25 protein-coding genes are annotated in these 23,343 nt (G+C 63.7%); 8 read left to right on the top strand and 17 right to left on the bottom strand.

Annotated elements, in window-relative coordinates; all coding sequences use genetic code 11:
- Window positions 1-33: 33 nt before the first annotated feature.
- The 7 genes from PFEN_RS11410 to PFEN_RS11440 all read right to left on the bottom strand — a co-directional run bounded on the left by PFEN_RS11410 (window position 34) and on the right by PFEN_RS11440 (window position 7,181).
- Window positions 34-1,005: an oligopeptide/dipeptide ABC transporter ATP-binding protein gene (locus tag PFEN_RS11410; protein ID WP_191486933.1), complete on the bottom strand. Its 972-nt coding sequence runs from the start codon at window positions 1,003-1,005 to the stop codon at window positions 34-36.
- A complete protein-coding gene (locus PFEN_RS11415; RefSeq protein ID WP_224770943.1) occupies window positions 1,005-1,994 on the bottom strand; it encodes an ABC transporter ATP-binding protein in 990 nt (329 codons plus the stop codon). Before PFEN_RS11415 ends, PFEN_RS11410 begins: the two co-directional genes overlap by 1 nt.
- Window positions 1,995-1,996: 2 nt before the next feature.
- Window positions 1,997-2,878 carry a D,D-dipeptide ABC transporter permease gene (ddpC, locus tag PFEN_RS11420; protein ID WP_191486935.1) on the bottom strand — a complete coding sequence of 294 codons (882 nt, stop codon included), beginning with the start codon at window positions 2,876-2,878 and terminating at the stop codon, window positions 1,997-1,999.
- A gap of 1 nt (window position 2,879) precedes the next feature.
- The gene (locus PFEN_RS11425; RefSeq protein ID WP_191486936.1) at window positions 2,880-3,896 is read right to left on the bottom strand and encodes an ABC transporter permease; all 1,017 of its coding nucleotides are present in this window, start codon (window positions 3,894-3,896) and stop codon (window positions 2,880-2,882) included.
- Between the two features lie 76 nt (window positions 3,897-3,972).
- Entirely contained in the window at window positions 3,973-5,553 is a 1,581-nt protein-coding gene (locus tag PFEN_RS11430) for an ABC transporter substrate-binding protein (protein ID WP_191486937.1), read from the bottom strand.
- 206 nt (window positions 5,554-5,759) lie between these two features.
- Window positions 5,760-6,299 (bottom strand): D-alanyl-D-alanine dipeptidase, encoded by a 540-nt coding sequence (gene ddpX / locus PFEN_RS11435; RefSeq protein WP_191486938.1) that lies wholly within the window; start codon window positions 6,297-6,299, stop codon window positions 5,760-5,762.
- Window positions 6,300-6,320: 21 nt separating this feature from the next.
- Entirely contained in the window at window positions 6,321-7,181 is an 861-nt protein-coding gene (locus tag PFEN_RS11440) for a MurR/RpiR family transcriptional regulator (protein ID WP_191486939.1), read from the bottom strand.
- A 278-nt stretch (window positions 7,182-7,459) separates the two neighbouring features.
- On the opposite strand from PFEN_RS11440, the gene PFEN_RS11445 reads away from it, so the two are divergent.
- The 3 genes from PFEN_RS11445 to hemN all read left to right on the top strand — a co-directional run bounded on the left by PFEN_RS11445 (window position 7,460) and on the right by hemN (window position 10,722).
- A complete protein-coding gene (locus PFEN_RS11445) occupies window positions 7,460-7,903 on the top strand; it encodes a CopD family copper resistance protein (protein WP_191486940.1) in 444 nt (147 codons plus the stop codon).
- Window positions 7,904-8,000: 97 nt separating this feature from the next.
- Complete coding sequence (locus tag PFEN_RS11450; protein ID WP_191486941.1) at window positions 8,001-9,350, top strand: coproporphyrinogen III oxidase; 1,350 nt, start codon at window positions 8,001-8,003, stop codon at window positions 9,348-9,350.
- Window positions 9,334-10,722: an oxygen-independent coproporphyrinogen III oxidase gene (gene hemN / locus PFEN_RS11455; protein ID WP_191486942.1), complete on the top strand. Its 1,389-nt coding sequence runs from the start codon at window positions 9,334-9,336 to the stop codon at window positions 10,720-10,722. The genes PFEN_RS11450 and hemN overlap by 17 nt, the downstream gene beginning before the upstream one ends.
- A 13-nt stretch (window positions 10,723-10,735) precedes the next feature.
- Here the strand turns inward: hemN and PFEN_RS11460 are convergent, their stop codons facing one another.
- From PFEN_RS11460 to PFEN_RS11505, 10 genes are all read right to left on the bottom strand, one after another.
- A complete protein-coding gene (locus tag PFEN_RS11460) occupies window positions 10,736-12,241 on the bottom strand; it encodes a nitrite reductase (RefSeq protein WP_191486943.1) in 1,506 nt (501 codons plus the stop codon).
- Window positions 12,238-13,077, bottom strand: coding sequence for a uroporphyrinogen-III C-methyltransferase (cobA, locus tag PFEN_RS11465; RefSeq protein WP_191486944.1), 840 nt, complete (start codon window positions 13,075-13,077; stop codon window positions 12,238-12,240). Before cobA ends, PFEN_RS11460 begins: the two co-directional genes overlap by 4 nt.
- 71 nt (window positions 13,078-13,148) lie before the next feature.
- Entirely contained in the window at window positions 13,149-14,327 is a 1,179-nt protein-coding gene (gene nirJ, locus PFEN_RS11470; protein WP_191486945.1) for a heme d1 biosynthesis radical SAM protein NirJ, read from the bottom strand.
- Window positions 14,328-14,347: 20 nt separating this feature from the next.
- Window positions 14,348-14,851, bottom strand: coding sequence for an Lrp/AsnC family transcriptional regulator (locus tag PFEN_RS11475; protein ID WP_191486946.1), 504 nt, complete (start codon window positions 14,849-14,851; stop codon window positions 14,348-14,350).
- Entirely contained in the window at window positions 14,826-15,269 is a 444-nt protein-coding gene (locus tag PFEN_RS11480; RefSeq protein WP_191486947.1) for an Lrp/AsnC family transcriptional regulator, read from the bottom strand. The genes PFEN_RS11475 and PFEN_RS11480 overlap by 26 nt, the downstream gene beginning before the upstream one ends.
- On the bottom strand, window positions 15,262-15,780 hold the full coding sequence (locus PFEN_RS11485; RefSeq protein WP_191486948.1) for an AsnC family protein: 519 nt from the start codon (window positions 15,778-15,780) through the stop codon (window positions 15,262-15,264). Before PFEN_RS11485 ends, PFEN_RS11480 begins: the two co-directional genes overlap by 8 nt.
- Window positions 15,777-16,235 carry an Lrp/AsnC family transcriptional regulator gene (locus PFEN_RS11490; protein ID WP_191486949.1) on the bottom strand — a complete coding sequence of 153 codons (459 nt, stop codon included), beginning with the start codon at window positions 16,233-16,235 and terminating at the stop codon, window positions 15,777-15,779. Before PFEN_RS11490 ends, PFEN_RS11485 begins: the two co-directional genes overlap by 4 nt.
- A 1-nt stretch (window position 16,236) precedes the next feature.
- Entirely contained in the window at window positions 16,237-17,415 is a 1,179-nt protein-coding gene (locus PFEN_RS11495; protein WP_191486950.1) for a cytochrome D1 domain-containing protein, read from the bottom strand.
- The gene (locus tag PFEN_RS11500) at window positions 17,412-17,717 is read right to left on the bottom strand and encodes a c-type cytochrome (RefSeq protein ID WP_412071416.1); all 306 of its coding nucleotides are present in this window, start codon (window positions 17,715-17,717) and stop codon (window positions 17,412-17,414) included. Before PFEN_RS11500 ends, PFEN_RS11495 begins: the two co-directional genes overlap by 4 nt.
- 117 nt (window positions 17,718-17,834) lie before the next feature.
- Window positions 17,835-19,526, bottom strand: a complete 1,692-nt coding sequence (locus tag PFEN_RS11505; RefSeq protein WP_191486952.1) for a nitrite reductase — start codon at window positions 19,524-19,526, stop codon at window positions 17,835-17,837.
- A 199-nt stretch (window positions 19,527-19,725) separates the two neighbouring features.
- Between PFEN_RS11505 and PFEN_RS11510 the strand changes: the two genes are divergently transcribed.
- The 5 genes from PFEN_RS11510 (at window position 19,726) to PFEN_RS11530 (ending at window position 23,325) form a co-directional block, all read left to right on the top strand.
- Window positions 19,726-20,517, top strand: coding sequence for a CbbQ/NirQ/NorQ/GpvN family protein (locus PFEN_RS11510; RefSeq protein WP_191486953.1), 792 nt, complete (start codon window positions 19,726-19,728; stop codon window positions 20,515-20,517).
- Window positions 20,501-21,088: a cytochrome c oxidase subunit 3 gene (locus PFEN_RS11515; RefSeq protein ID WP_191486954.1), complete on the top strand. Its 588-nt coding sequence runs from the start codon at window positions 20,501-20,503 to the stop codon at window positions 21,086-21,088. Before PFEN_RS11510 ends, PFEN_RS11515 begins: the two co-directional genes overlap by 17 nt.
- A 10-nt stretch (window positions 21,089-21,098) precedes the next feature.
- Complete coding sequence (locus PFEN_RS11520) at window positions 21,099-21,356, top strand: cytochrome C oxidase subunit IV family protein (protein WP_191486955.1); 258 nt, start codon at window positions 21,099-21,101, stop codon at window positions 21,354-21,356.
- 97 nt (window positions 21,357-21,453) lie between these two features.
- On the top strand, window positions 21,454-21,894 hold the full coding sequence (locus PFEN_RS11525; protein ID WP_191486956.1) for a c-type cytochrome: 441 nt from the start codon (window positions 21,454-21,456) through the stop codon (window positions 21,892-21,894).
- A gap of 3 nt (window positions 21,895-21,897) precedes the next feature.
- On the top strand, window positions 21,898-23,325 hold the full coding sequence (locus tag PFEN_RS11530) for a cbb3-type cytochrome c oxidase subunit I (RefSeq protein ID WP_191486957.1): 1,428 nt from the start codon (window positions 21,898-21,900) through the stop codon (window positions 23,323-23,325).
- Window positions 23,326-23,343 lie beyond the last annotated feature (18 nt).

A 23,343-nucleotide genomic window follows, 5' to 3' on the forward strand; every position in this document is an offset into this window, starting at 1 on the left:
CCCACGCGTGGCCTGATCCGAAGCTCGATACGATCAGCCTTGCACGTGACACCTCACCCGTTGCTGTGTCTCTCCCAGCAATGCCTGCGGTTTTTCACAGCCGGCAGTACACAAGGCGCACCGCTCACGAAAGAAACAGCCCGACGGAAGGCGACGGTTTCCCGGCAACTCGGTCGGCGCCGCCATCTGTTCCGCATGCAAGGGCACGCCCAGTCGCGGTACTGCTTCGAACAGCAGGCGGGTGTAAGGATGGCGCGGCTGATCCAGCACCTGGGCGGCGCTGCCCAGCTCGACGATCTGCCCCAGGTACATCACCGCCACCCGGTCGGCCATGTGCCGCACCACGGACACGTTATGCGAAATCAGAATGTAGGTCAGGTTGCGCGCGCGTTGCAGTTCCGCCAGCAGGTTGAGGATCTGCGCCTGCACCGAGATGTCCAGCGCCGAGGTCGGCTCGTCGAGGACAATGATGTCCGGGTCGGACGACAGGGCGCGGGCAATCGCGATCCGCTGGCGCTGGCCACCGGAAAACTGATGGGGGAAGCGGTCCAGGTACTCCGGGCGGATGCCGACCTGGGCCGCGACCCTGGCCGCGATCGCGCGCATCTGTGCCCGCGGCGCGTGACCCCGGGCGTACAGCGGCTCGGTAATGATCCGCCAGATCGGCAGGCGTGGATCCAGCGAGGATTGTGGGTCCTGGAACACAATCTGCACATTGCTGCTGGCCTGGCCGTCGGCGCGGGGGGCCCAGCTCAGTGCGCCGCTGCTCGGCGTCACCAGGCCCATCAACAGCTGCGCCAGGGTGCTTTTGCCGCAGCCCGACTCACCGACGATGCCCAGGGTTTCGCCGGCCCTGACCTGCAGGTCGATGCCGTTCAGCGCGTGGGCGTAGCCCCGTGGTCGGCCCAGCCAGTCATTGCTCACCGGGAAGCGTACGCGCACATCGTCCAGCCGGAGAATTTCCGGCGCCGTGTCGGTCACGGAGTGAATCACGGCACTGTTCATCACGAAAGCTCCTTGACCGGTAACCAGCACGCGCTTGCGCGTTGCTCATTACCGTTGATGGGATTGAGGCGCGGGCGCTGAGCGCAGATCGGCATGCTATGCGGGCAGCGTTCGGCGAAGGTGCAGCCGACGGGCAGGGCGGCCAGGTTCGGCACCTGGCCGGGGATGGTCAGCAGCGGCTGTCCCGGCTCGACCATCTCCGGAAGGCCGCTGAGCAAGCCCTGGGTGTAAGGATGCTGCGGATTGCCCATCACCTCGGCGGTGCAACCTTGCTCGACCACGGCGCCGGTGTACATGACGTAGACCCGGTCGCAGAACTGCGAGACCAGGGCCATGTCGTGAGTGATCAGCAAAATGGCGGTGCCTTTTTGCCGGGCCTTTTCCCGGAGCAGCAACAGCACCTGGCGTTGCACGGTGACGTCGAGGGCGGTGGTCGGCTCGTCGGCAATCAGCAGTTGCGGTTCGCAGGAGAACGCCAGCGCGATCATCACCCGTTGGCGCATGCCGCCGGACAGCTCGAACGGATAGCTCTCCAACACCTGTTCGGGGCTGGCGATATGCATGTCATGCAACAGCGCGATGGCCTTGAGACGGGCTTCGGCCGCGCTGATCTTCTGGTGATGGATGATCACGTCGAGCATTTGCCGACCGATGCGCCGGGTCGGGTTCAGGGCGGTCATCGGTTCCTGGAAAATCATCGCGGCGTCGCGGCCGCGGATCTGTAGCAAGTCCTTTTCGCTGGCCGCGAGCATGTCGCGATCGAGCATGCGCAGGCTACCGGCGGTGATGCGATAACTGCGTTCGGGCAGCAGACGCATGCTGAGCATGGCGGTCACCGACTTGCCCGAGCCGGACTCGCCGACCACGCCGACGATTTCGCCGGGATTGACCTGCAACGAAACGCCGTTCAGCGCCTTGACGTTGTTCTTGTACGCCGGGAATTCCAGGCTCAGGTTATCGATGGCCAGTACTGGAGTGGAAGTGTGCATGCTCATTTCCCCTGTTGCCGTGGATCGAGCAGATCGCGCACGCCATCGCCGAGCAGATTGAAACCGGTGGCGGTGATCAGGATCGCCAGGCCGGGAAAGGTCGAATACCACCAGTTGTCGAGGATATAGTTGCGCCCGGTGGCGACCATCGCCCCCCATTCGGCGGTCGGCTGTTGTGCCCCGAGGCCGATGAAACCCAGGGCCGAGGCCATGAGAATGGCGCTGCCGATATCCAGGCTCAGTTGCACCAGCAACGGCGGCATGGCGTTGCGTGCCACGTGCCAGTGCACCATGTGCCAGCGGCCGGCGCCGAAGGTCTGCGCGGCCTTGACGTAGCCCATCTGGCGGATGCTCAGGGCCTGGCCGCGGGCCAGCCGCACATAGGATGGAATCCGCACCAGGGTGATCGCCAGCATGGCGTTGAACAGGCTGGCGCCCAGTGCCGCGGCCAGGGCCATGATCAGCACCAGCGAGGGCACCGACAGCATGATGTCCATCAGGCGCATGATCAGGGCGTCGAAACGCCCGCCGATCACCCCGGAAAAACACCCCAGCAAGCCGCCGATCAGACACGAGGCAAAGGCCACGAACAGGCCGACCCCCACCGACTGCTGGCTGCCGAACAGGACGCGGCTGAACAGGTCGCGACCGACCTCATCGGTGCCGAACCAATGCTCGGCCGACGGCGCCATCAGGCGCGCGCCGAGGTCCAGCGCGTTGGGATCGTGGCTGGCCAGCCAGGGGGCGAAGATCATGCACAGCAGCACGATAAAACTGATCGCCAGGCCGGCCATGGTCAGCGGGCTGCGGCGGATCTGGTAGGCCAGGTAGGCGAGTTTTTCGTTCCAGCGTGGACCGCGCGCGGCGGTCAGGGGGATGGACATTTCAATTCACCTCGCCGATGCGTGGGTCGATCACGCGGTACAAAAGATCGATGGCCATGTTCAGCAGCACATAGATGAATGACACCAGGATCGCGAAGCCCATTACCGCCGGAAAATCCAGTGACTGGATCGACTTGACCACATAGGCGCCCATGCCGGGCCAGGCAAATACGGTTTCGGTCAGCACGGCGCCATACAGCAGGTCGCCGAGGGTCAGCCCGAGCACGGTCACCGAAGGGATCAGGGCATTGGGCAGGGCGTGGCGCAGGATCACCGTCCAGCGCGACAGGCCATAGGCGCGGGCGGTGCGAATGTAGTCCTCGGCCAGTTGTTCGAGCATCGCCGAGCGAATCTGCCGGGCGACCACGCCCAGGGTCACGAAGCCCAGGGTCGCGGCGGGAAGAATCAGGTGTTGCAGCACGTCGAGAAACAGGCCGCCGTCACCGGCCAGCAGCGCGTCGATCAGGTAGAAACCGCTGAAGGTCGGCGGCGGCGCCAGCCCTTCGGACAGCCGGCCACCACCGGGCAACCAGCCCAGTTGGCCGTAGAACAGCACAATCGCGCCGAGGCCGAGCCAGAAGGCCGGGGTGGAAATGCCGGTGACCGCGAGGGTGCGGGCGATCTGGTCGATGGCGCGGTTATGGTAGACCGCCGACAGCACGCCCAGCGGCACGCCGACCAGGATCGCCAGCAGCAGCGCCACCAGCGCCAGTTCCAGGGTCGCCGGGAAGAACGCCTGCAAGTCTTCGAGAACCGGGCGGCTGGTGCGTATCGAGGTGCCCAGGTCGCCGTGCAGCAGGTCCAGCAGGTAACGGCCGTATTGTTGATACAACGGCAGGTCCAGGCCCAACTGGTGGCGGATGCCGGCGACCAGCGCATCGCTGGCGCGGTCGCCGGCGATCAGCCGGGCCGGGTCGCCGGGGATCAGGTGCGAAATTGCAAAGGTAATCAGCGAAACACCGAACACGACCAACACCAGGCCGAGCAGGCGCTTGCGCAATAAAGTCAGGAAGGCCATTTGGCACCTCAGTCACAGCAACGACGAGAATCAGACGCCGCGCCAGCCGCGAACGGCTGACGCGGGGGGAGCAGGTTTACTTGCTCATGCCGCCCAGGTTGAAGACCTGTTCGAGCATCGGGTTGAACACGTAGCCTTTGACCGAATCGCGCATCGGCAAGGTGTAGCTCTTCTGATAGAGGTAGGCGTAGACGCTGTCCTTGAGCACCATTTTCTGCGCGCTCTGGTACAGCTCGACGCGCTTGGCGGTGTCACTGGTGGCGGCCGCTTCGCGGATCAGCGTGTCGACTTCGGGGTTGCTGTAGAACGAACGGTTGCCTTGCAAGCCCTGCATCTTCGAGTCAAACCAGAAGTTCATGAACATGTAGGGGTCGGCAAAGTCCGGGCTCCAGGCGCCCGAGGCAATGTCGTAGTCGGCCTGGCCGACGCGTTCGCGCAGGGTCGCGTTGGCGAGTTTTTCCATTTTCAGGTTGATGCCCAGTGGTGCCAGCGCGGCTTGCAGGGTCAGGCCGATCGGTTCCCAGTTGGGATCCTTGTCCGAGTACATGTAGCTGAGGTTGGTGATCTTCTGCGGGGCCTTGGCCAGGCTGGCCTTGGCGGCGGCGAGGTCCTGTTTCATCGGCGGCAACGAGCTGTCATAGGCCCACATGCCATCCGGGATCGGCCCGTTCATCAGCTTGGCCTTGTCCTTGAGAATGCCTTTGACGATGCCGTTGTAGTCCACCGCTTCGGTAATCGCCCGGCGCGCATCGACGCTGCTCAGCGGACCCTTCTTGTTGTTCAGGTACAGGTAGGTCACCCGCAACGACGGGAACTCCCTGACCACCACGCCGGACTTCTTGGCGAGTACGCCGAGCTGGTCTTCGGGCATGTCCTCGATGATGTCCAGGTCACCGTGTTCCAGTTGCAGGCGGCGCACCGAGGGTTCGGCGATGATCTTGATGACCACGCTTTTCAGCGCCGGCTTGGGCCCGGCGAAATAGCTGTTCGGCTCCATCGTCAATGACTGGCCTTTCTGCCAATTGCTCAGGCGGAAGGGACCGGAACCGGCGGTGTGACTGGACAGCCAGGCGTTGACGTCGGCGCTCTTGGTCAGCACATCCGGGTTGATGATCGAGGCGCCGTTGTGGGCCAGGGTAAACAGGAAGGGTGCAAACGGTGTTTTCAGGGTGAAGCGGATGGTCTGCGGATCGACCACCGTCACCACCATGTCCTCGGGGAAGGCGCCGGACGGCCCTTGCTTGAGGGTCATCAGACGGTCGAAGGAAAACTTCACCGCGGCGGCATCCACCGGGGCGCCGTCATCGAATTTGTTGCCGGGCTTGATCTTGAATTCCCAGACCAGGTTGTCCGGGGAAACAGTCCAGCTTTCGGCCAGGTCGCCCTGGACCTCGGTGCTGCTCTTGTCGCCCTCGATCTTGTAGCCGACCAGGCGTTGGTACGACGGATAGGTAATGGTCCAGTCGTTGTTGTCAAAGGTCACGGCCGGGTCGAGGGTCTGCGGATCGGCCGGTTTGCCGATGACCAGCGTGTCTTTGGGGACCGCCGCCGTCGCGGCCTGCCAGGCGCCGAGGCTCAAGGCGCTGAACAGAACGGTCAGCAGCAGTTTGCCAGTGCCGGGAAAGGAGTTGCGGGTCACGGTGTGCGTTGGGTTCATGCCGGTTTCCTCGATCATTCGATGTATGGAAGTGCGTCAGGTTTTTTATAAAAGCTATAACCGGGCAGTTGCAGGTGAAGCATCAATAATGCGGTCTTGTTGTTGTTATCAGCCGCACCCGAGGTGGGCTGTGCTGTGTCGCTTGCGAAACTCTGTGGCTTCGTCAGTGTTGGCGTTGTGGCTCGAGCGGTTTTCGCGGTGGTTGCTTACTCATCCTCCAGCAGTGGGTAGTCGTCGGCATTCGGTAGTTCGTAATGCCACCATTCCGTGGCAATCGCCTGGAATCCGGCGCCGAGCATGATCCCCAGCAGCAGCAGGCGATTGCGCTGCACGTCGGCGGGCAGGTCGGGGTAGAACTGATGGGAGCGCTCTTGCATGGCGTCGAAGGCGGTACCCATCTCCAGTGGCTCGCCCGCGCCGTCCACCAGGGTCAGGTCCACGGCCACGCCACGGCTATGGTGGGAACCCAGGTGCGGGTCGCGCACGTAGTCGTTGTCCGGCAGCGCCTGCCACAGCAGGAACTGGGCGTAGGGCGGTCGATAGGCGTCATAGATGCGCAGGGTCAATCCGGCCTGGCGCGCCAGTCGGCTGGCCTTGTGCAAACAGTCGGCGGCTTGCCGATGCAAGCGGCAACGGGCCGTCGGGTAGATCACTTTTCCAGCCAGGTTGTCCGCACTGGCGTAGATCAGGTCGATTTGCACCTGATAACGCTCGGCATCAATGTCTACAAGGGGGCTGTGGTTCACGCAAATACTCCAGTCGATGGGTCAGCCTTCGAACTGACCGAAGGCTTTTTGCAGTTGACGATTCTTCGCCAGGCGCTCGTCGAGACGCTCGCCGTACTTCTCCGCGACGGCCGAAACCACCAGGTTCAACAGACAGGCCAACGGGGCGGGGGAGTCCCAGAACTGCCCGACATCGGTTTTCAACTGCAACAGATCCAGTGGGTAGTCCCGGGCCCAGGGGCATTGCAGGTCGGTGATCAGGGCCAGCGGCAGGGCGTTGTCCAACGCTGCCTCGCAGAAGGTCTGGGTCACGCTGGAATAAGCCCGGAAGTCGGCAATGATCGCGTAGGGATTGGCAAAGCCGGAGTTCAGGGTTTCGGCGTAGATGCCCGACAGACCGTCGACGTAGTAGACCTTGGGGCGAATGTACTCAAGGTGGCTATGAAACGCGGTGAGAATCCCGCGGGTCGACTGGATCCCGAGAATGAACACGGCGTCGGCTTCATGGATGCGCTGCACGATCTTGGCAAAGACCTCGCCGCGTGCCAGGCCATAGGCGTGCTGGATTGCCTCGATCTCGCGATTCAGGGAGCGGTCGAGCGCGTCGTCCTGGTTGGCTTCGGCACGGAAGGCGGCAATCCGGTCGGTGATCAGCCACGACGCCGGCGCTTCACCGCGCAGGCTGCGCTTGACCTCGTCGATGTTCTGGTAACCCAGGGAGCGGAAAAAACGCCCCACGGAAATCCCGGTGGTGGACGCTTGCTGCGCGATGCTGTCGGCCGACTCGAAAGGCAGCTGTTCCGGGTTGCCCAGCAGATAGCTGGCAATGCGTTTCCCGGTGGGGGTCAGGCTGGAGAACTGTTGCTCCAGCAACTGAAGAAAGCTGTTCTTTTCCAGGGACATATCGGCGCGCCAGGATTGGGGTTGTTATTTGTGTGTCATTTATTTTCTTGGTGTTATAAACATAACATTGGTTTTCAAGACAACACAACGTCTTTTTCCGGCGATGTCATACGGCGCTTCGCACGGAGCATCCGGGTTTCTTGATTAACATCAACGGCGGGCGCCGGTTGGCGCTGTAGCCTCGCAGCAGGCCGATGACCGACGGCTCCAGGGCAACGCCCCGGTGTCCGGGCCATGGGGCCGACCTCATTCCATCTCCTGCCGATACCTAGGGCCCCATGATCTATCCGCTGTTACTCACGTTGCATCTGTTTGCCGCGCTGGTGTTTATCGGTACCGTGTTCTTCGAGGTGCTGTTCCTGGAGAGCATTCGTCGGCAGCTTCCGGCCCGGGTCATGCTGCTGGTCGAGCAGGGTATCGGGCGGCGCGCCCGGACGTTGATGCCCTGGGTCTTGCTGGTGTTGTTCGGCGCCGGGCTGGGCATGGTCTGGTTGCGTTATCTGCCAGCCCTCGCGGCGCCGCTGGCCTCTTCGTTCGGTACCTTGCTGGCCTTGAAAATACTGCTCGCCACCAGTGTCCTCGGGCATTTCCTGGTGGCCATGTTCCTGTTCAAAAGCGCACGCATGAATACCCGCTACCTGAACTTCATTCATTACAGCCTGTTCGGCCATATGGTGCTGATCGTGCTGCTGGCCAAGGCGATGTTCTACCTGAGCTGGTGAGGCGCGCGCGGGTGCCGCGCCTGCTTGATGTAAATCAAGGAGCGCCGGGCGCTAACACCGGACACTGCAGATCCGTAGCCCGGCTCGGAGCCCTGTCATGTTCGATTCTCTTTACCTACGCAGCGAACTGCCGGTTCGACGCGATCAAGGCGTTCTCGACCTCAACGGTCATGCCGACACCCGCAAGTTTCACACCGGTATCGGCTCACTGGATTTGTTGCGGGCCTTGCGTGGCAGCCGGCAGAAGCGCCGTCCACTGTCCTTGGCCGTGCAGCTTCTCACCCTGAGCGATCAGCGCGACCGTAGCGCGGCGTATCTGCAGCGACTGGAACGCGAGATCGATCTGGTCGCTTGTCACCTGGGCACGGAGCAACGGATCGAGCAATTCCACCTGGGTGGCGCCACCCCGGACGCGGGCGGGCTGCGGCGGTTGATGAACCAACTGCGCAAGCGCTTCGATTTTCTCGATCACGATGGCGGCGACTACAGTGTCGAAGTCGATCTGCATCACACCGACTGGGCAACCATGGGCTTGCTCCGCGAACAGGGCTTCAACCAGGTCAGCATCGGCGTGCCGGATATTGGCACGGACAGCGAACTGTCCGTGGCCTGCTACCAGAACCCGGCCCCGATCCATTCGCTGATCGACGCCGCCCGGACCTTTGGCTATCGCTCGGTCAATGTCGACCTGGGCTATGGCCATGCCTGGCAGACCCCGGCGAGCTTCGCGCTGAAACTGGCGACCCTTATCGAGCTGGAGCCCGACCGCCTGCAGGTGTTCGACTACGCCCAGCCGCCGCGCCGCTACCGCTGCGAGAACGATCACCGCAGAGCCGCCAGCAGCCAGGCGGACAAGGCGGCGATGCGGCGGATCTGCTTCGAGCAGTTGCTGGCCGCGGGTTACCAGTACATTGGCCTGGGGCAGTTCGTCCGCGCCGACGATGACTTGCTGATGGCCCAGGAGCGCGGCCGCTTGCGCCGCAACTGTCAGGGGTTTACCTGCCACGGCTATTGCGACCATATCGGTTTCGGCCTGGGCGCCATCAGCCAGCTCGACGAACTGTCGGTGCAAAACAGCGAAGCGCTTTCAGATTATTTGCAGCAACTGGACATGGGCCAGTTGGCCACCTGCCGTGGCTGGCGCTGCGAGGCCGGCGAGCAGGTCAGGCAACGGGTCATGGAGCGCCTGGAATGTGACCTGGAACTGGACATCCCGGCCCTCGAAAGCCGCTACGGACTGATTTTCCGCCAGTACTTCTCGGCCGCCTGGCCGCGCCTTGAGCAAATGGCCCGCGACGGGCTGGTGGAGTTATCGGAGCGTTTCATCAGTATTCTTCCCGCCGGCCGGCCGGAAGTGGATGCCATCTGCCAACTGTTCGTCGCGGATGTGCACAGCCCGGCGTATTCACCCCATCACGAGTTTGTCGAACATGATGCCTGTCTTTGATTTCAACCGCGCCCTGGTCGAGAAGTACGATCGTCCGGGGCCGCGCTATACCTCTTACCCCACCGCGCCGCAGTTCCATCAGGCGTTTGCCATGGACGACTACCAGCAAGCGGTGCGGGCCAGCAACCAGGCGACGACGCCCAAGCCCCTCTCGGCCTACATTCATATTCCGTTTTGCCAGAGCCTTTGCTACTACTGCGCCTGCAACAAGATCATCACTCGCAAGACCCATCGCGCGGTCGAGTACCTGGGCTACCTCAAACGCGAGATCCTGATGCAGGGCGCCTTGTTCGAACCTGGTCGCAAACTCACGCAACTGCACCTGGGCGGCGGCACGCCGACCTATCTGAGCGGCGAACAGTTGGCTGAACTGATGGCGTGCCTGCATCAGGCCTTTGATATGGATGACAGCGACGACCACGAGTTTTCCATCGAGGTCGACCCGCGCACTATCGATACCGAGCAGATCCATGTGTTGCGTCGACTGGGCTTCAATCGCCTGAGCTTTGGCGTGCAGGACTTCGATCCGGCGGTCCAGGCGGCGGTCAACCGCCAGCAAAGCGAAGCACAGATCTATGCGCTGGTCGAGGCGGCGCGGCAGGCGCGCTTCAAGTCGATCAGCGTCGACCTGATCTACGGCCTGCCGCTGCAAACGGTGCGGAGTTTCGATGTCACCCTGGGCAAGATCATCGCCCTGCGCCCGGATCGGATCGCTGCCTACAGCTACGCGCATTTGCCCGAGCTGGTCCGCGCGCAGCGGTTGATTCGCCCGGCGGACATGCCACCGCCGGAGCGCAAGCTGGAGTTGCTCGAGCTGACCATCCGCCGCCTGACCGAGGCCGGCTATGTGTACATCGGCATGGACCATTTCGCCTTGCCCGAGGACGAGCTGGCGCTGGCCCGGGCCAACGGCACCTTGCACCGCAACTTCCAGGGCTACTCGACCCATGCCGATTGCGACCTGATCGGCCTCGGAGTGTCGGCCATCGGCAAGGTCGGCGACAGCTACAGCCAGAGCGTCAAGGAGCTTTCGCAGTACTATGCGCGGCTCGATCAAGGCTTGTTGCCGGTGCATCGCGGTTACCGCCTGAATGCCGACGACCTGTTGCGCCGCGAAGTGATCAACGACCTGATGTGCCATGGCCGCATCGACTTCGGCAAGTTCGAGGCCGCCCATGGCATCCGCTTCGCGCATTACTTCGCCGAGGCCCTGGGGCAACTGCAGGAGCAGGTTCACGACCGTCTGCTGGAGATAGGCGCCGACGGCCTGCGATTGCTGCCCCAGGGACACCTGATGATGCGCAGCACCGCCATGGCCTTCGATGCCTACCTCGGGGCCGGGCAGAAAGGCCTGTTCTCCCGGACCGTTTGAGGCACCGCCGCGCCTAGTGGGAGGTGCCTTCGGCGAACTCGATCTTGTTGCCGACGTTGTATTTGCCCGAGGGCTTGTTCATCGGGATACGCTTGATTTCCTTCAGGCTGTGGCTGTCATAGACGATCAAGGCACCGTCGCTGGCCCAGATGCTCAGCAGCAGATAACGGCCATCGTGGGTGAATTCGACGTGGGCGGCGGTCTTGCCGGGCATCGGCCGCAGGGTGTGGGCGATTTCCAGGGTCTGTTTGTCGATCAGGTGGATCGCATCGTTGTCCGGGCCAAAGAACACATCGCTCCAGGCATACGGCGAATTGATATGGCTGCGCATGAAGAAGCCCGGCCCAAGGGTGGGGATTTCCTTGATCAGCTTCCAGGTCTCGAGGTCGATGACCGAGATCAGCCCCTTGCTGATATTCGGCGTGGCGAACACCCAGCGGCCGTTGCGTTGCCAATAGGTGCCCGAGCCCAGGTGCGGCATGCCCGGCAGCGTGATCTCGGTGACCGCCTGACCACTGTCGAGGTCGATCACCTGGCCGCCCGCGGCCTTGCGCGAGGTGGCCAGCAACTGGTGGTAGTCCGGGGAGAAGGAGAAGTCGTCGAGGTAGTCCTCGGCGTGGATCCGCCGCGGTTGCCAGTCTGGCGTGCCGCGGCTGGACAGTTCCCAGACTTCCTTGACGTCCTTGAGGGCGACGATGAAGCTGTCCCGTGGCGGCGCGGTATACACCGCACTGACCCGCGAGGGACTACCGTCCTGGCCGAGCGCCGGGATGTTCTTGACCAGGGACAGGTCGCGGGCGTCGAGCACGATCAGGTTGCCGGGCAGGTAGTTGCCCACCAGCACCCAGCGGCCATCCTTGCTCACCGCCAGGTTGCGAGTGTTGAGCCCGGCGCGGACCTCGGCGATCAGCTTCAGGTTGTACAGGTCGTACAGGCTGATCCAGCCGTCGCGGGAGGCAATGTAGACGAAGCGCCCGTCCGGGGAAAACTTCGGTCCGCCATGCACGGCAAAGTGCGAGGCAAAGCGCGCCAGTACGGTAAAGCGATCGCCATCGAGAATGTCGATGTGGTGATCGCCGGCTTCCACTACCACGAACAGGTTCAGCGGGTCGGCGTCATGCTGGGGCGTGGTGGGTAGTTTGCCGATATCGTTGAGCACGCTGTGGCTGGCGCGGATATCTTCGCTGCTCCAGCTCGGCGGGGTGGCCGGTGGGCGCTGCAGGTAGTCCGCCAGGGCGTCGATCCGCGCGCCGCTGAAGACGCCGGCAAAGCCGTTCATCTGGCTGGCCGGGCGACCTTTTTCAATCACCTCGCGAATTTCCGCGGGTTTGATCCGGCTGAGGCTTTCCGGCAGCAGGGCCGGCCCGGTGGCGCCAAAACGCTGGGCGCCATGACAGCTCTGGCACTGCGCCTGATAGTCCTGCGCGGCCTGTTCCAGCGCCGCGCCGGAGAGCGCGGCCGCCGCGCCGCCCTGGACCGCGCCGAGGCAGGCCAGCGTGAGCAGCAGACGGCGCTTCATACCGCCATCCTGGCGCGGGGTTGGGCAAGCGGCGCGCCAGCAAAGCGGGCCGGATACTCCGGTTGCCGGTTGGCGAACAGTGCGACCACCTGGCCGATCACCGCGAGTGTCGGCGTGTCGCCCGGACACCGCAGCGCCAGGCTCGGCAATTGCCGCAGGGTCCCGCGCGCGACCTGCTGGTCGGGGAGGGTGCCGTTGCTGATCAAGGCCGCCGGGGTGTCGGCGGCGAGGCCCGCGTCGATCAGGCGTCGGGCGATCACCTCCAGGTTCGCCAGGCCCATGTAGAACACCAGGGTCTGGCCGCTGTCCGCCAGGTTGCGCCAGGGCAGCGTCAACTCATTATCCTGCTGCAAGTGGCCGGTGATGAAACGGCAGGAGCTGACCAGGTCGCGATGGGTCAGCGGAATGCCCGCATAGGCGCTGCAACCGGCCGCGGCGGTGATGCCCGGGACCACCTGGCAATTGATGCCGCGCTGCAACAGGTAGTCCAGCTCCTCGGCACCACGGCCGAAAATGAACGGATCGCCGCCCTTGAGCCGGACCACGCGCTGATCCGCGCTGGCCAGCTCGGCGAGCAGGTGGTTGATCTGCTCCTGGGGCAGGCTGTGGCGGCCACTGGCCTTGCCGACGTAATGGCGGGCACAGGTCAGCGGGATCAGCGCCAGTAGTTCAGGGCTGATCAATCGGTCATACACCACGGCATCGGCCTGTAGCAACAGACTCCAGGCACGTAGGGTCAGCAGGCGCGGGTCACCCGGGCCGGCACCGACCAGGGCGACTTCGCCGGGGCTGAATGGGGACTGCAGCGCGGCGGGTAAAACAGTGACTGAGGGCATGGCGGCTTCCTGGATGCTTGATCGGGTGTGTCGGCGCCATCCTCTGCCGGAGGGTGGGCCGGGCAGGCGCTTCAGTGCATGACGCAAGGAATGGTGGGTGGGGTCGGCAGGCCGATTTCTTCGTCGCTGAGGTGGCAGCCGGGGTCCTGGCCCCAGAGGTCGCCCTCGGCCCAGGCACGGGTCCGGGTATTGCCGTTGCAGATGCTCAGCCAACGGCACTCGGCGCAGCGCCCGCCAACGGCGCGGGGGTGTTCGCGCAGGCGCAGCAGCAACGGATCGGGCTGCTCCAGCCAGAGTTGACGAAAGGCGGTCTGGCGCACATTGCCCACCGAGTGCTGCCACCAGTAGGTGTCCGGATGGACCTCGCCGGTGTTGTCGATATTGGCGATGCCGCTGCCCGACGCGTTGCCGCCCCAGGCGCGCAGCATCTGTTCCAGGCGTGGGTAGTACGCCGGCAGCCGGCGACCTACCCACTGCAGCAGGAGAATCGCATCGGCATCGTTGTTGCCGCTGACAAAGTCACTGTCGCGGCCCTGTTCGATATCCGCCCAGGCCTGTTCGAACAGCAGGTCCATGGCCTCGCGGCTCATCTGTTGGCGGGCGTCGAGGCGCCGGCTGCGTTTGCCGCGACCGCTGTAGTTGAGGTGCGACAGGTAGAATTTCTGCACGTCGTACTCGCGCATCAGTGCCAGCAATTGCGGCAGCTGGGCGTGGTTTTCCTGGGTCAGGGTGGTGCGCATGCCGACCCGGATAGCCTGTTCGCGGCACAGCTGGATCGCCCGCAGTGAGCGGGCAAAGCTGCCCTGGCACTGGCGGAAGGCGTCATGGGTGGCCTCCAGGCCGTCGAGGCTGATGCCCACATAGTCGAACTGGGCCGAGCTGATCCGGGCGATGGTCTGCTCATCGATCAGCGTGCCGTTGCTGGAGAGGGCGACAAACATGCCATAGGCCCTGGCGTGGGCGCTGAGCTGGAACAGGTCCTCGCGCAGCAGCGGTTCGCCGCCGGACAGGATCAGCACTTGCACTCCGGCGGCGTGCAGGTCGTCGATCACCCGCAGCGCCGCCGGAGTATCCAGTTCGTCGCGAAAGACGCTGTCGGCCGAGGTCGCGTAGCAGTGCTTGCAGGTCAGGTTGCAACGCCTGAGCAGGTTCCAGATCACCACCGGCGCGCGCGGGCTGCCGGGGGCGGCGGTTCTCGGGGCGGGGCTCTGGCCGGCGAGGGCCCGCAGGTAATGGCTGATCCTTAACATGTACCTCTCCTCGGGGTGGTTCAGTACTGGGCGGCGGACAGGCGCAAACCGGTCTTTTTCAGGATGCGGCTGCTCACCAGCATCGCGTCGGCGGCATTGGCATCACCGAGCAGGTCGCGCAGTTGCTCGCGGTAAGCATCGATTTCCTTGGCGCTGCGGCCATGGACCATGGCGAACAGGTTGTAGCGCCAGGCCGTTCGGCGTGGCCGGCGATAGCAGTGGCTGACGAAAGGCTGGGCGCCGATCAGCGCGCCGAGGCGCGGCATCTCGGCGTCCTGGACATCCCAGACGGTCATGCCGTTGAAGCGATAGCCCAGACGATAGTGGTTGGGCACGGCGGCGATACGGCGGATCGCGCCCTCGGCCTGCAAGCGCTTGAGCAGCTCCAGGGTCGACTCGACGCTCAGTTCCAACTGTTCGGCGAGCCAGGTCCACGGGTCGTCCAGCAACGGTAGGCCGGCCTGGGTCAGTTCGATCAGGCGTCGGGCCAGGCGATCTTCAGAGTGGCAAGTACAGACCGACATGGTAGGTCTCCTCCTTGGGCAGGTTGAGCGGCACCAGGCCGGTCTGGCGCTCGATGTGCCGTAGCGCCTCGTCGAGGTCTTGCCGGGTGGCGCAGCCGAGCACGAACCACATGTTCCAGGCATGTTCGCGGCGGTAGTTGTGTGCCACTTCGGGCATGTCGTGGAGCAACTCGGCGACCGCCTCGAAACGCTCTTCGGGGACCGCCAGCGCGGCCAGGGTGAAGGCGCCGCCCAGCCGTTCGATGTCGAACATCGGGCCGAAGCGGGTGAGGGTGCCGTTTTCCAGCAGTTGCCGCAGGCGTTGGCGCAGTTCAAGGCTGCTGCTGTCCAGTTCGTCCGCCAGCTCGCGCCAGGGATCGCGCACCAGCGGCAGGCCCCGTTGCAGGCGGTTGATCAGACGGCGGTCGAGTTCATCCATGGGCGCGGGCTCCGTCTGGCGGCGCTGGGGCAAAGCGCGCGCCGCATTGTTTGAAGGCCTGGGTACTGAAGAGGACCTGATGGGGCAGGTCGCTCAGCAGATGTTGCTCCAGCAACGCCTGGATCTGTGCCTCGACCTGCTCGCGCCGGCGTCCGTGAATCATGCAGAACAGGTTGTAGCGCCACTGCGGCAGCCGGCGTGGGCGCTGATAGCACAGACTGATGCCGGCTTCGCGCCCCAGGCGGTGTCCGACCTCGTCGACCAGGGCATCGGGAATATCCAGGACCAGCATGGCGTTGGCGGCAAAGCCCAGGGCGCGATGGTTGAGCACCAGGCCGATGCGACGGAACAGCTGTTGCCGCTGCCATTGGTGCATTTGCGCGAGGACCTGGCTTTCCTCGGCGCCGATCTGTTGCGCCAGGGCCAGGTACGGCCGTGGTACCAAGGGCAAACCGAGTTCCAGTTGGCGCCGCAGGGCCAGGAGCTGTTCGGCCTTGAGGAGCGCTTTCATGGTATTTCTCCCAGGGTAAAACCCAGGTCGATGCGGTAGGCGCTGAGCATCGGCAGGTCCAGCGGGACGAGACCGGTGTCGTCCTGCAATTCGTCGAGAATGCGCCGCAGGTGCTGGCGATCCGGACCGGTCAGGACGAACCACAGGTTGTAGTGATGCTCCCGGGCATAGTTGTGATTGACCTCGGGGTAATGGTTGATGCGTTCGGCCACCTGTTGCAGGCGCTCGGCGGGCACCGCCAGGGCGGCCAGGGTGCTGGCCCCGGCGCGGCTGTGTTCGAACACCGGACCGATCCGTGACAGGCTGCCGGCCTGTTGCATCCGTTGCAGGCAGGCGAGCACCTGGTCCTGGCTGCAATCCAGCGCTTCGGCCATCTGTCGATAGGGTTCGGCGCCGATCGGCATGCCGTGCTGGAAGTGTTCGATCAGGCGCTGTTGGAGAGTGTCGGGAGTCATCTCAATACCCCGTCTTTTGCGCGCGGCTGCTGAAGAATATGCCGCTCGGCTTGCTGGCCGGCAGGCTGCCCAGCTGTTTCAGGCTGTAGGGGTCCCAGATCTGCACCTGATCGCCGTCGCGGGTGGACAACCAGAGCTGATCGCCCCGGGCGGTGAACTCCATATGCAACACCGCCGGCCCCGGACGCAGGTCGGCGACCAGCGCGTGGGTCTCGCTGTCGAAGACCTGTACCCGATCGTTGTCCGGGTAGGCGAAGTTGACCCACAGTTGTCGGCCATCCGGGCGCGAGGTGACAAAGACCGGCTGACCGGCGACCTTGATCGCATCGGTCTGCTGCCAGTCGCGGGTGTCCATCACCAGCACCTGGTGCTGGCCGACGGCGGGGACGAAGGCCTGGTTGTTGGCCACGGCCCAGCCTTTGAGGTGGGGCATCTTGTACACCGGCAGTTTCGCCTGGCCGTGACCGTAGTCGCCGAGTACCCGGCGCACCCCGCGCTCGGGATACCAGAGATCGAGTTGGGCCATGCCGTCCTCGCCGAACAGCCCGGCCATGTAGTAGCGCCCGTCCCCGGTGATCAGCGCGTCATAGGGTTGTTTGCCGATAGCGCTGAAGCGGGTGATCCGTGGCGTCAGGCCCTGGCTGAAATCGGCGCTCCAGATTTCGCCGGTATCGAACAGACTGAACACGAAGCGTTGTCCGGGGGCATCCACCAGGCCGACCACCCGCGAGCGTTTGACGCCGTCGGGCAGCAGGGTGGCGGGAATATCCGCGACCTGTTGCAGGGTCACGGCGTCGAATACCTTGACGCCGCCGGGTACGTAGTTGGAGACCGCGACCAGCTTGCCGTCCTGGCTGATGGCGCCGCTGATGCTGTTGTTGGCCTGGAGCACCCGCCGATCGATGCGTTGGCCGAGCAGGTCGACCTTGCTCAAACCGCCGTCGCGGCCGAACACGTAGGCGTAACGCTGGTCGCGGGAGAACACCACCGAGGCATGGGACAGGTCGCCAAACCCTTCGATTCGGGCCAGCGCGGTCTTGCCGTCGCTTTCGATGATTTGCACGCTGCCGGAGGCGCGTTCCACCACCAGCCCGAGGTCGCCGGTACCGCGCAAGGGCGGCTGGACACAGGCGGACAACGACAGGCCGAGGGCCGCCGAGAGCAGGAATGAACGGATCATGGTGCGGGGTATCCTTGCAGAAGAAGGTCGACCAGCCAGCGAATGTCGTCAGGGCTGAGCAGGGGCCCCCAACCGGGCATGGCAGTGCCAGGCCGGCCGAGGGTCACAGTGGCAATCAGGCTGCCGCGGGATTTGCCAGCCAGTGAGGCCCGGGTCAGATCGGAGCCGAGCCCCCCGGTCATGTGCAGCCCGTGGCAGGCGCCGCAGTCCTGGGCCAGGAGGTTTTCCAGTTGCGCCTGGCGGTGGACATCGGGCGCCGCCAGCACGGGGGCCTGGAACAGCAGGAGGACGAGGAGAGTCATCGCGTATCGACCCGTCTTCATGACACCCTCCCAGGGCTTGTTTGAGACTCGGGACCCAAGTCGCAGCTGCTTGGCTGGGTCATCGGTCACTGGATTGGCCGGCATCGGCGATGGCACTCAATAGATGTCGTATTGGGTGTTGTAGACGTTGAACTTGCCGGTTGGCGTAATCAGCCGCTTGTCCTTGATCACCGCCTTGAGCTTGAGGGTCTTGTCGTCGATCACCACCAGTGCCGACTCGTCCGCCTGGCCGCTCCAGACCGAGAACCAGACTTCATCGCCGGCCCTGTTGTATTCCGGTTGCACGACGCGCAGGGCGCCTTGCTTGATCCCGGCGTATTCGGCGATCGGCAGCACGCTGTAGCCGGCGTCGAGCTTGTCGATGTCGAACACCGCCACCGACTGGCTGATCTTCGCGTCCGGGTTGAGCGGGGTATCGACATACAGGTGGCGGGAGTTGGGGTGGGTCTTGATAAACAGTGAGCCGCCGCCCTGGCCCTTGAGCGAGCCGACCTGTTTCCAGGCGTATTGCGGGTGCTTCAAGGGATCGGTGCCGATCATCGAGATCCCGGCGTCGCCCAGGTGGCTGGTGGCCCAGACCGGACCGTACTGCGGGTGCACGAAGTTGGCGCCACGTCCCGGGTGCGGGGTTTTGCCGACCTCCACCAGCGCGGTCAACTTGCGCTCCTTGGAGTCGATTACCGCGACCTTGTTCGAGTTGTTGGCCGCCGTCATGAAGTAGCGGTGCGTGCTGTCCCAGCCACCGTCATGCAGGAAGGGGGCGGCGTCGATGCTGGTGATGGTGAGGTTCTTGATGTCCTGGTAATTGACCAGCAGGACCTTGCCGGTTTCCTTGACGTTGACGATGAACTCCGGCCATTCGTGGGAAGCGATGATTGCCGCGACCCGTGGTTCCGGGTGGTACTCCTGTTTATCGACGGTCATGCCGCGGGTCGAGACGATCTGTTTCGGTTCGAGGGTTTCGCCATCCATGATGGTGAACTGCGGCGGCCAGTACGATCCGGCGATGGTGTATTTGTCTTCGTAGCCCTTGAACTTGGAGGTCTCCACCGAACGTGCTTCGATGCCGACCTTGATTTCCGCGACCTTGGTCGGCTCCAGTGGCCACAGGTCGATCATGTCGATGCGGGCGTCGCGACCGATCACCAGCAGGTAGCGGCCGGAGGCGGAGATCCGCGAGATGTGCACCGCATAGCCGGTCTCGATGAGTTTGACGATCTGCTTGCTGTCGCCGTCGATCAGGGCGATCTTGCCGTCGTCGCGCAGGGTCACCGAGAACAGGTTCTGCAGGTTGAGTTTGTTCAGTTGGTGGGTCGGGCGGTCCTCGGGCTTGACCAGGACTTTCCAGGTTTTCAGGGTTTCGGCCATGCCCCATTCCGGCGGTTGCGGGGGCGTGTGCTGGATGAACTTGGCCATCAGCGTGACCTGCTCCCTGGTCAGCGCGTTGGAGGTGCCCCAGTTCGGCATGCCCGCTGGCGAGCCATAGGTGATCAAGGCTTCCAGATAGGCCTGGCCGCGGGACTGGGTAATGTCCGGAGTCAGTGGTTTGCCGGTGGCCCCCTTGCGCAGTACGCCGTGACAGCCGGCGCAACGCTGGAAGTAAATCTGCTTGGCGGTGTCGAAATCGGCCTGGCTCAGGTCGGGCGCGCCGGGGCTACTGACCATCGCTGGCGCGGTTGCTGTTGCTGTTTCTGTCGCGGCGCTGGCGACGTGGGGCAGGGTCAGGGCCATGGCCGAGAACAACCCGGCGAGGCTCAGGGCAAAGGATTTTCTACTGCTGATCGGCATTCCATCTCTCCTCAGGCAAGACCTTTGCGGTGGGCTGGAACGCCAGTCCAGGCGCAGGTTCTTAGTGTCGGCCAAGGCTATGCCCGGGCAGGGCGATGTTCGCTTGACGGCGATCAAGATTGCCGGCCAGGTCACTTGCCAGGTTGTCGCAGGGCGCCTTAGCGTGGGCCTTGAACCCGCTGTCGAATCAGGTACCCCCATGGACCCCAGGCAAGCTTGCGAACCCTTCTACCAACCGCTGAACAATGAACAGGCGCTGTTCGAACAGGCTTGGCGTCATGGCCTGCCGGTGCTGATCAAGGGGCCCACGGGTTGCGGCAAGACCCGCTTCGTCCAGTACATGGCCCACCAACTGAAACTGCCGCTGCACACCGTGGCCTGCCACGACGACCTGAGCGCCGCCGACCTGATCGGCCGCCATCTGATTGGCAGCCAGGGCACCTGGTGGCAGGACGGGCCGTTGACCCGGGCGGTGCGCGAAGGCGGGATCTGTTATCTCGATGAAGTGGTCGAAGCCCGCCAGGATACGGTGGTGGTCCTGCATCCGCTGGCCGATGGCCGCCGCGAGTTGTTCCTCGAACGCACCGGGGAAGTACTGCAGGCGCCGCCATCGTTCATGTTGGTGGTGTCCTATAACCCCGGTTACCAGAACCTGCTCAAGGGCATGAAACCGAGTACCCGCCAGCGTTTCGTGGCGATGCGTTTCGACTATCCGCCGGCGGCCGAGGAAGAGCGCATCGTGCGGCGCGAGGCACAGGTCGATGGCGCGCTGGCGAGCCAGGTGGTCCGGCTCGGGCAGGCCCTGCGCCGGCTGGAGCAGCATGACCTGGAGGAGGTGGCCTCCACCCGTCTGCTGATTTTCACCGCGCGGATGATCGGCGCCGGCATGAGCCCGCGGGAGGCTTGCCTGGCTTGCCTGGCCGAACCGCTGAGCGATGACCCGGTAACGGTGGCCGCGTTGATGGACGTGGTCGATGTTCACTTCGGTTGAGCTCGCCGATCCCCCGCGCCGCCACTTGCCGGGGGATCTGGCGATGTGGTTTTTCATCCTGGCCGAGCTCTCGGTATTCGCCATCCTGATCCTGGTGTTCGCCGTGACCCAGGTGCTCAAGCCGCAATTGTTCGCCGCCGGCCGCCAGTTGCTCGATACTTCCACCGGGCTGGCGATGACCCTGAGCCTGCTGACCGCCGGGTTGTTCGCGGCGTTGGCCCAGGAGCGGGTCAGGCATTCACGACCGCGCCAGGCGGCGCTCCTGTTGCTGGCGGCGTTGCTCGTCGCCTGTGGCTACCTGTTGCTCAAGCTCGGTGAATACCGGCATCTGCTGGAGTTGGGGCTGGGCATCGAGCACAACACCTTCTTCACCCTGTACTGGCTGCTCAGTGGCTTTCATTTCCTGCATGTCGTGCTCGGCATGCTGATTCTCGGTTGGTTGGCCGAGGGTTGTCGGCGTCGCCGGTATGACGCCGACAGGCGTAGCGGCTTCGAATCCGGCGTGCTGTATTGGCACATGGTCGATCTGATCTGGGTCCTGCTGTTTCCGTTGGTCTACGTTCTGGGTTGACGAGGTACGCATGTCCGCTCGCGGTTATTTGCTGGTTTGTTGGACGGCTCTGGTCAGCCTGAGCCTGTGCACCGTGCTGCTGGCGCAGGGCGGCGGGCGTTGGCGGGTGACGCTGGCCATTTTACTGGTGGCGCTGGCCAAGGCCTGGCTGATTACCGACGGCTTCATGGAGTTGCGTCATGCGCCACGGCTGTGGCGCCGGCTGCTGCTGGGCTGGCCCCTGGTGGTGGCGGTATTGCTGGGTGTGAGCCTGAGCCTGCGCGGCTAATACCTGAGTAAAACCATCGGAGTTTCTTGATCGCCATCAAGCTGTTTTCACCCCCCCGCTTCCTAGAATGGACAGGCCAAGCAAAGAGGAAGCGACCATGTCAGAGACCTTCACCAAAGGCATGGCCAGGAATATCTATTTCGGGGGAAGCGTGTTCTTTTTCCTGATATTCCTGGCCTTGACCTATCACTCGGAGCAGACCTTTCCCGTTCGCAGCAACGAAGCGCAATTAAGCGACTCGGTGCTGCGCGGCAAGTTGGTCTGGGAGCAAAACAACTGTGTCGGTTGCCACACGCTGCTGGGGGAGGGCGCCTATTTCGCGCCGGAACTGGGCAACGTGTTCCAGCGCCGTGGTGGCGAGGCGGGTTTCAAACCCTTCCTGCAGGCCTGGATGAAGATGCAACCCCTGGGAGTGCCCGGACGCCGGGCGATGCCGCAATTCAACCTGAGTACGCAGGAAGTCGACGACATCGCCGAGTTCCTCAAGTGGAGCTCGAAAATCAATACCAATGGCTGGCCGCCAAACAAGGAGGGCTAAGAGATGAGTATTGCCAATCCCCATCTGAAATTCGCCTCGCAAGCCGTGGCCAAACCGTACTTCGTGTTCGCCCTGATACTGTTTCTCGGCCAGATACTGTTCGGTTTGATCATGGGCCTGCAATACGTGGTGGGGGACTTCCTGTTCCCGACCATTCCCTTCAACGTATCGCGGATAGTGCACACCAACCTGTTGATCGTCTGGCTGCTGTTCGGCTTCATGGGCGCCGCGTACTACCTGATTCCGGAAGAGTCCGACCGTGAACTGCACAGTCCGAAGCTGGCTATCGTGCTGTTCTGGGTGTTCGCCGCCGCGGCCGTGCTGACGATCCTCGGCTACCTGCTGGTGCCTTACGCGGGGCTGGCCAGGCTGACCCACAACGAGCTGCTGCCGACCATGGGCCGGGTGTACCTGGAGCAGCCGACCATCACCAAGATGGGTATCGTGGTGGTGTGCCTGGGGTTTCTCTACAACATCGGCATGACGATGCTCAAAGGGCGCAAGACCACGGTCAGCGTGGTGATGATGACCGGGTTGGTGCTGCTCGCGGTGTTCTTCCTGTTCTCCTTCTACAACCCTGGCAACCTGGTGCGCGACAAGTTCTACTGGTGGTGGGTGGTGCATCTCTGGGTGGAAGGCGTCTGGGAGCTGATCATGGGCTCGATGCTGGCCTTCGTACTGATCAAGATCACCGGGGTCGACCGCGAAGTGGTCGAGAAATGGCTCTATGTGATTATCGCCATGGCGCTGATCACCGGGATCATCGGTACCGGTCACCACTACTTCTGGATCGGTGGGCCCGAGGTCTGGCTGTGGGTCGGTTCAATCTTCTCGGCGATGGAGCCGCTGCCGTTCCTGGCCATGGTGATCTTCGCCTTCAGCATGGTGAAGAACCGTCGCCGGCAACACCCGAACCGCGCCGCCACGTTGTGGGCCAAGGGCACCACGGTGACCGCGTTTTTCGGCGCCGGGGTCTGGGGCTTCCTGCATACCCTGGCACCGGTCAACTACTACACCCACGGTACGCAGTTGACCAACGCTCACGCCCACCTGTCGTTCTACGGGGCCTACGCGATGATCGTGATGACCCTGATCAGCTACGCCATGCCGCGCTTGCGCGGGTTGGGTGAAGCCGCCGACGAGCGCGCGCAGAAACTGGAGATCTGGGGTTTCTGGTTGATGACCCTGTCGATGGTGATGATCACGCTGCTGCTCACCGCCGCCGGTGTCGTGCAGATCTATCTGCAACGCTGGCAGCCCGACGGCATTGCCCTGCCGTTCATGGCGACGATGGACCATCTGCGCACGCTGTTCTGGGCCCGTCTGGCCAGTGGGGTGGGGTTCCTGGCGGGATTGATCTGCTATCTGCTGAGCTTCCGCCAGCGCGGTCGGGCGGCCTTGCGCGCGCCGGCGGCCGTGGTTCCTTCCTGAGTCGTGACATCTGGGAAA

This window comes from Pseudomonas sp. FEN, assembly GCF_904067045.1.
In the GTDB taxonomy this organism is placed as follows: Bacteria; Pseudomonadota; Gammaproteobacteria; order Pseudomonadales; family Pseudomonadaceae; genus Aquipseudomonas.

Bases quoted from the DNA above. Each gene is read 5' to 3' on its own strand.
- PFEN_RS11485 (WP_191486948.1), bottom strand. From the start codon at position 15,780: ATGAAAGCGCTCCTCAAGGCCGAACAGCTCCTGGCCCTGCGGCGCCAA.
- PFEN_RS11425 (WP_191486936.1), bottom strand. From the start codon at position 3,896: ATGGCCTTCCTGACTTTATTGCGCAAGCGCCTGCTCGGCCTGGTGTTG.
- ddpC (WP_191486935.1), bottom strand. From the start codon at position 2,878: ATGTCCATCCCCCTGACCGCCGCGCGCGGTCCACGCTGGAACGAAAAA.
- PFEN_RS11415 (WP_224770943.1), bottom strand. From the start codon at position 1,994: ATGCACACTTCCACTCCAGTACTGGCCATCGATAACCTGAGCCTGGAA.
- PFEN_RS11530 (WP_191486957.1), top strand. From the start codon at position 21,898: ATGAGTATTGCCAATCCCCATCTGAAATTCGCCTCGCAAGCCGTGGCC.
- cobA (WP_191486944.1), bottom strand. From the start codon at position 13,077: ATGCCCTCAGTCACTGTTTTACCCGCCGCGCTGCAGTCCCCATTCAGC.
- PFEN_RS11490 (WP_191486949.1), bottom strand. From the start codon at position 16,235: ATGACTCCCGACACTCTCCAACAGCGCCTGATCGAACACTTCCAGCAC.
- PFEN_RS11510 (WP_191486953.1), top strand. From the start codon at position 19,726: ATGGACCCCAGGCAAGCTTGCGAACCCTTCTACCAACCGCTGAACAAT.
- PFEN_RS11505 (WP_191486952.1), bottom strand. From the start codon at position 19,526: ATGCCGATCAGCAGTAGAAAATCCTTTGCCCTGAGCCTCGCCGGGTTG.
- PFEN_RS11460 (WP_191486943.1), bottom strand. From the start codon at position 12,241: ATGAAGCGCCGTCTGCTGCTCACGCTGGCCTGCCTCGGCGCGGTCCAG.
- PFEN_RS11500 (WP_412071416.1), bottom strand. From the start codon at position 17,717: ATGACTCTCCTCGTCCTCCTGCTGTTCCAGGCCCCCGTGCTGGCGGCG.
- PFEN_RS11480 (WP_191486947.1), bottom strand. From the start codon at position 15,269: ATGGATGAACTCGACCGCCGTCTGATCAACCGCCTGCAACGGGGCCTG.
- PFEN_RS11515 (WP_191486954.1), top strand. From the start codon at position 20,501: ATGTTCACTTCGGTTGAGCTCGCCGATCCCCCGCGCCGCCACTTGCCG.
- PFEN_RS11450 (WP_191486941.1), top strand. From the start codon at position 8,001: ATGTTCGATTCTCTTTACCTACGCAGCGAACTGCCGGTTCGACGCGAT.
- PFEN_RS11495 (WP_191486950.1), bottom strand. From the start codon at position 17,415: ATGATCCGTTCATTCCTGCTCTCGGCGGCCCTCGGCCTGTCGTTGTCC.
- PFEN_RS11525 (WP_191486956.1), top strand. From the start codon at position 21,454: ATGTCAGAGACCTTCACCAAAGGCATGGCCAGGAATATCTATTTCGGG.
- PFEN_RS11445 (WP_191486940.1), top strand. From the start codon at position 7,460: ATGATCTATCCGCTGTTACTCACGTTGCATCTGTTTGCCGCGCTGGTG.
- PFEN_RS11475 (WP_191486946.1), bottom strand. From the start codon at position 14,851: ATGTCGGTCTGTACTTGCCACTCTGAAGATCGCCTGGCCCGACGCCTG.
- nirJ (WP_191486945.1), bottom strand. From the start codon at position 14,327: ATGTTAAGGATCAGCCATTACCTGCGGGCCCTCGCCGGCCAGAGCCCC.
- PFEN_RS11410 (WP_191486933.1), bottom strand. From the start codon at position 1,005: ATGAACAGTGCCGTGATTCACTCCGTGACCGACACGGCGCCGGAAATT.
- PFEN_RS11440 (WP_191486939.1), bottom strand. From the start codon at position 7,181: ATGTCCCTGGAAAAGAACAGCTTTCTTCAGTTGCTGGAGCAACAGTTC.
- PFEN_RS11430 (WP_191486937.1), bottom strand. From the start codon at position 5,553: ATGAACCCAACGCACACCGTGACCCGCAACTCCTTTCCCGGCACTGGC.
- hemN (WP_191486942.1), top strand. From the start codon at position 9,334: ATGATGCCTGTCTTTGATTTCAACCGCGCCCTGGTCGAGAAGTACGAT.
- PFEN_RS11520 (WP_191486955.1), top strand. From the start codon at position 21,099: ATGTCCGCTCGCGGTTATTTGCTGGTTTGTTGGACGGCTCTGGTCAGC.